The organism is Microbacterium paludicola (genome assembly GCF_039529675.1).
Classification (GTDB): Bacteria; Actinomycetota; Actinomycetes; order Actinomycetales; family Microbacteriaceae; genus Microbacterium; species Microbacterium paludicola.
On sequence record NZ_BAAANG010000044.1, the window covers coordinates 1 to 4371 of the forward strand.

At 68.7% G+C, this 4371-nt stretch carries 4 protein-coding genes and 1 pseudogene; all 5 read right to left on the minus strand.

Features of this window, described 5'->3' with window-relative positions; all coding sequences use genetic code 11:
• Positions 1-617, minus strand: a pseudogene (locus ABD161_RS15455) (hypothetical protein); the annotation flags it as partial.
• Positions 614-1417, minus strand: a complete 804-nt coding sequence (locus ABD161_RS15460) for a hypothetical protein (protein ID WP_344004992.1) — start codon at positions 1415-1417, stop codon at positions 614-616. The gene ABD161_RS15460 and the pseudogene ABD161_RS15455, both read right to left, overlap by 4 nt.
• A gap of 3 nt (positions 1418-1420) precedes the next feature.
• Positions 1421-2128, minus strand: a complete 708-nt coding sequence (locus tag ABD161_RS15465; protein WP_344004995.1) for an SAF domain-containing protein — start codon at positions 2126-2128, stop codon at positions 1421-1423.
• 71 nt (positions 2129-2199) lie between these two features.
• The gene (locus ABD161_RS15470; protein WP_344004998.1) at positions 2200-2841 is read right to left on the minus strand and encodes a uracil-DNA glycosylase family protein; all 642 of its coding nucleotides are present in this window, start codon (positions 2839-2841) and stop codon (positions 2200-2202) included.
• Positions 2838-3791, minus strand: coding sequence for a ParA family protein (locus ABD161_RS15475; protein ID WP_344005001.1), 954 nt, complete (start codon positions 3789-3791; stop codon positions 2838-2840). Before ABD161_RS15475 ends, ABD161_RS15470 begins: the two co-directional genes overlap by 4 nt.
• Positions 3792-4371: the final 580 nt, after the last annotated feature.

Consider the following 4371-nt stretch of genomic DNA (forward strand, 5'->3'; position numbering starts at 1 on the left):
ATGGGGTACGGGTAGCGCTTCTTCACGTTGCCGGCGAAGGTGAGCCAGATGTTGTCGTGCCCGACGACATCGATGTTCTCCACCTCGGGGATGTCGACCAGGCGCTGCAGGCGGCCGAGACGGAACAGCGCGTTGAACACGTTCGTGCGGATCTCGGTCTGCATGGCCGTGCTCCACGCGGCCGCGCTGCCCTGACGGGCGACGGTGTCGTTGACGTTGCTGCGGATGATCTCGCTGATCCGCTGCGAGCCGAGAGTCTCCCGCTCCTGGACGCTCATGTCTGGTCGGGCCTGCAGCGCCTCGGCGAGGTCGGTGGCCACGGCGTCGCGAATCTGCGCCACCGCCTGCCACATCTCGGCGCTGGCGGTCAGCTCGCTGGTCTCCACGACAGGCTCGGCCTGTCGGCTCGGCTCGGCGGTCTCGGCCACCGCCGGGGCGGGTGAGGGGGCTGGCGCAGTCGGCTCAGGGACTGCCGGCGCTTCCTCGGCCGCGGCTCGGCTGGAGGCACGCAGCAGGTGACGGGCAGGGCTGGTGGCGGGCTTGGCCGGCGGCTCTTCGACCGGGTCGGCGAAGATCGGCAGGTTCGAGATGTCTGCGGGCTTCGGATCGCTGCTCATGCGCGCTGCTCCTGGACGATGGGGGTGTATGCGCGCTGCTCGATCAGGCCCGTGACCGACTGGGTCAGAGCCTCCAGTGCGCGCTGGTACTTGGTGCGCCGGCGGCCGACGATGTCGCTGCCGTGCGAGTAGTGAACGGCGCCGCGGGGGTCCCAGGGAAGGGATCCGAGCACGTCCGCGCCGACGACCTTGGCGATGTCCTTCACGTCCGCCCTCTCCCAGTAGCGGGGAGCTCCGACGGTGACCAGCGACAGCCACTCGCTGTGTCCGATGTTGTCGAGCGAGGACTTGAGCGCGCTGGCGGCCACGCGCGCGGAGGCGACGTCGGGCAGCGTCTGGCCGGTGAGCATCAGCACGGCATCGGCCCGACCGATCAGAGCCGAGCGCGGGTCGTGCACCTGGTAGCGGCCGCCGTCCACGATCACGTCGACCTCCTCCCCCGCCACGGTGCCGAGCTGGTCGACGGCGCCGAGGATGCCGGCCCAGAAGTCCTCCGAGGCGCCGCGTGCGTTGGCGAGCGTGCGGAAGCCTGGCACGGCATCCTTGCCCTCCGAGAGGCCGACGCGCTGCGCCCACAGGTCCTCGCCGGTGAGCGGCGCGTGCTGGTGGGCGACGTTGAGCTCCGTCATGCCCATGCTGTGCCCGACCTGGCCCTGCAGGGGGCCGGTGAGGACATGGCCCGTGGTCGTCACATCCGCCTCGAGCAGCACGGCCCGCTTCGGCCAGTTCAACGTCAGCGCCGTGGCGAGGGTGCTGACACCGGGCGCACCGGATGCGTTGGTCAGGTAGACGATCGCCACGGCCTACTCCCCCGACGACTCGAGCAGCACGACCGCGACACGCTGGGTCGCGACCTGAGCGGCGATCAGGGACGCATCCTCTTCGGGCACGATGACGTCCACGACCCACAGGTTGTTCGCCTGGTCGAACCGCGTGGTGTAGACCGTCGCCTCGTAGGTCTTCGGCTCCCCGGTGACCTCGGCCTGCACAGCCGGCGTGGCGATCACCCGGACGTTGTCGCCGGCGGCCAGCGGATGGTTCGGCAGCTGCGCGGGCGTGAGCGCAAGGCCGACGACGGCTTCGCCTTCTGGAACGGGGAGGCTCTCGGTGAACGACTGCGGCGTGAGCAGGGTTCCGGCGGGCAGGTCCACGGCGGCGACCTTCCCGACGACGTCTCCGGGGTTGTCCGCCCGGATCGCCTCGGTGTTCTGGCCTCCCGCGATCGCGATCGTGGTGAGGTCGTCGGCGTCGATCGTCTCGCCTCGAGCGATCGGCTTGTTCGTGGTGAACAGCGTCTCGGTCGCCGACAGCTGCGTGGTGATGGTCCACGTCAGCAGCCCGCCGACGAGCGCGATGGCGATGCCGAGCGCGATCACCCATGTGCGGCGGCGCGACTTGACCGGCCTGGGCGCTGCGGGGCTCGGCCCCTTGGCGGTCTCCTCGGCTGGTTCCTTGCCGGCTCGTCGACCGCGCTTCGCGTCCGTGCGCTCGACGGTCTCTACCTGAGTCATTCTGGTCTTCCCCCTCGTGGTGATGCTTGCCCGTATAGGTGTCTGTCACCTGCCAGATCTGACCGGGAGCCTCAGCTCTCGTCGTCACCGCCCGGCAGGTATGCATCGAGTGCCACGACCATGAGCAGGTTGCGGCTGGGTGCTCCCACCTCGTCCTTGAGCTGGTCGAGCACAGCGACGTGGTCCGTTCGCATGCGCATCGGGTACGCCTCGGTCTTCTCATCCCGGCTGGAGATCCGCACCGTGGGTGCGGGGCGATCGAACAGCTTGCGCTGCGCTGCCTTCGGGTGCTGCACGCCGAGGCGCTCGGCGATGAGCTGCGGCAGGTCGTCGACGGTGGCCTCGATGGCGTCGAGGACGAGGGTCGGCATCGACACCTTCGTGGATGCCTTGAACGCCCTGATGCGGGCGCTCAGCGACTCAGGAGCGCTGAGCTCGACGCTCATCGACTCCTTCTTCCTCGTCTCGTCGTTGCTCGGCTTCACCGGGGCTGCCGGCCGCTGTTTGGCGGTACGCGGGGCGCGTGGAGTGCGGACGGGCTCGGGAGCGGGCGCCACGTCAGGCGCGCCCAAGGGTGCCTGGTCGGCCTCCTCCGGGCTCGACTCGTCGCGCTCGTCATCCTCTGCGGGCGCGTCCGTCACCGGTGCCAGCAGGGCGGCGTTGAGCGTGCGACGCTTGCGCTTCTCCCTGGGTCCATCCCCGAGTGCGCTCACTTTGCCTTCTCCTTCATCTCACGCCGGGTGGCCGGCTTCTTCTGCTCGAGGCTCGCGATCCGCTCCACGACCTCCGCGGCGAGGTCCTCCATCGTCTCGGCGAGGGTCACGACGGACTGGGCGATCAGGGTGGTCGACGAGACCTCCTTGCGGCGCACGCGAAGCCAGATCTTCTGCTGCGCCTGCTGCTCTGCCCCGGCCTTGAGCTCGTGGAACAGCTGGCCGGTCTTGCGCACGTCGATCGCGGCGGCCGCGGCGTCGGGCACGATCGCGTCGAACACGTACACGCCCTCCCCCAGCTCGTGGAGGTCCTGGCGTGCGTCGTTGATGCGGCGGGTGAAGTTGCTGGGGATCATCGTGAGAACGACGCCGAGCATGGTGAGGCTCGTGTGGCCCTTCCGGTGGGTGGACTCCAGGAGGGAGCCGAGATCTTCGATGCCTCGGATCGAAGCGTCGTCGGCCTGGGTGGCTGCCAGGATCCACCGCGATGCGAACGCGGCCATTTCCTGCACGGGGCCGACGCCTGGAGGGCAGTCGATGAGGACGAGGTCGTACGCGCCGGCGATCGGAGCGAGAGACTCGGCGAGCCAGGGGGTCGTGTCCTCTCCCCCGAACTCAGCTCGGTACAGCTCTCGCTGCAGGTCCTCGATCGCTGATCCTCCGGCGACGACGTCCAGGTTCTTGCGGACGTTCTTGAGGGGGCGCAGGGGCTTGCGGTTGGTCAGGCTGTCGTAGAGCGCTTCCCCGTCGTCGTCGACCTCAGAGTCTCGGAATCCGAAGTCGATGCCGACGTGTCCCTGGTGGTCGAGGTCGATCACCAGGACCCGGAGCCCCTGAGCGGCGAGCAGCCCGGCGACGTTGTCCGTGATCGTGGTCTTGCCGACGCCCCCCTTGCGGGTCATCACTGCGCCGACGCGGTTGAGCCGCTCGCGCACGTCTGTGCTCAGCACCGCGCACCCCGTGCGCTGGTCCGGTTGCTGCTAGTCATCTGCATGGCAGCAGGCTATATGCAGGCCGTGCGCATGGCAAGTACCAAACTGTGCATTGCTATGCGCGTGGCTAGCGCAGGGCATTGAACGGCCCCGCGCTCAGCAACTGACAGCCCCTTGCAGGGCAAGCGTTCGGGCGTGACAGGACAAGCAACTAGCTATGCGTTGTCCATGCCTGATCCGATGTATACCCATCGCCGCCTCGGTATTTACCCCGCGCATGACCCGCACATGCCCCGCGCAAGGAAACCGCATAGGCAATACCGGTCCGAGCAAGGCCCTGCGCGCACCCTGCAATCACCCTGCACCTACCATGCGCATGGATAACGCAGGGGCAATGCAGGGGTGGCGCAGGAGGGGTGCAGGGTGGGCGCATGGTCAGCGCTGAGAGGTGCCCGGCCAAGTGCAGGGTAATCCTCCCGGAGGGGGGCGGGGGCGGCGCCCTCTCCAGATGGGGGCATCTCCGAAGGGGGGTGAACCGAGAGGAGGCTCGCGGGATTCACCTTCGGCTCAACCCTTGAATCCGCTCTGAGCGGCCTTC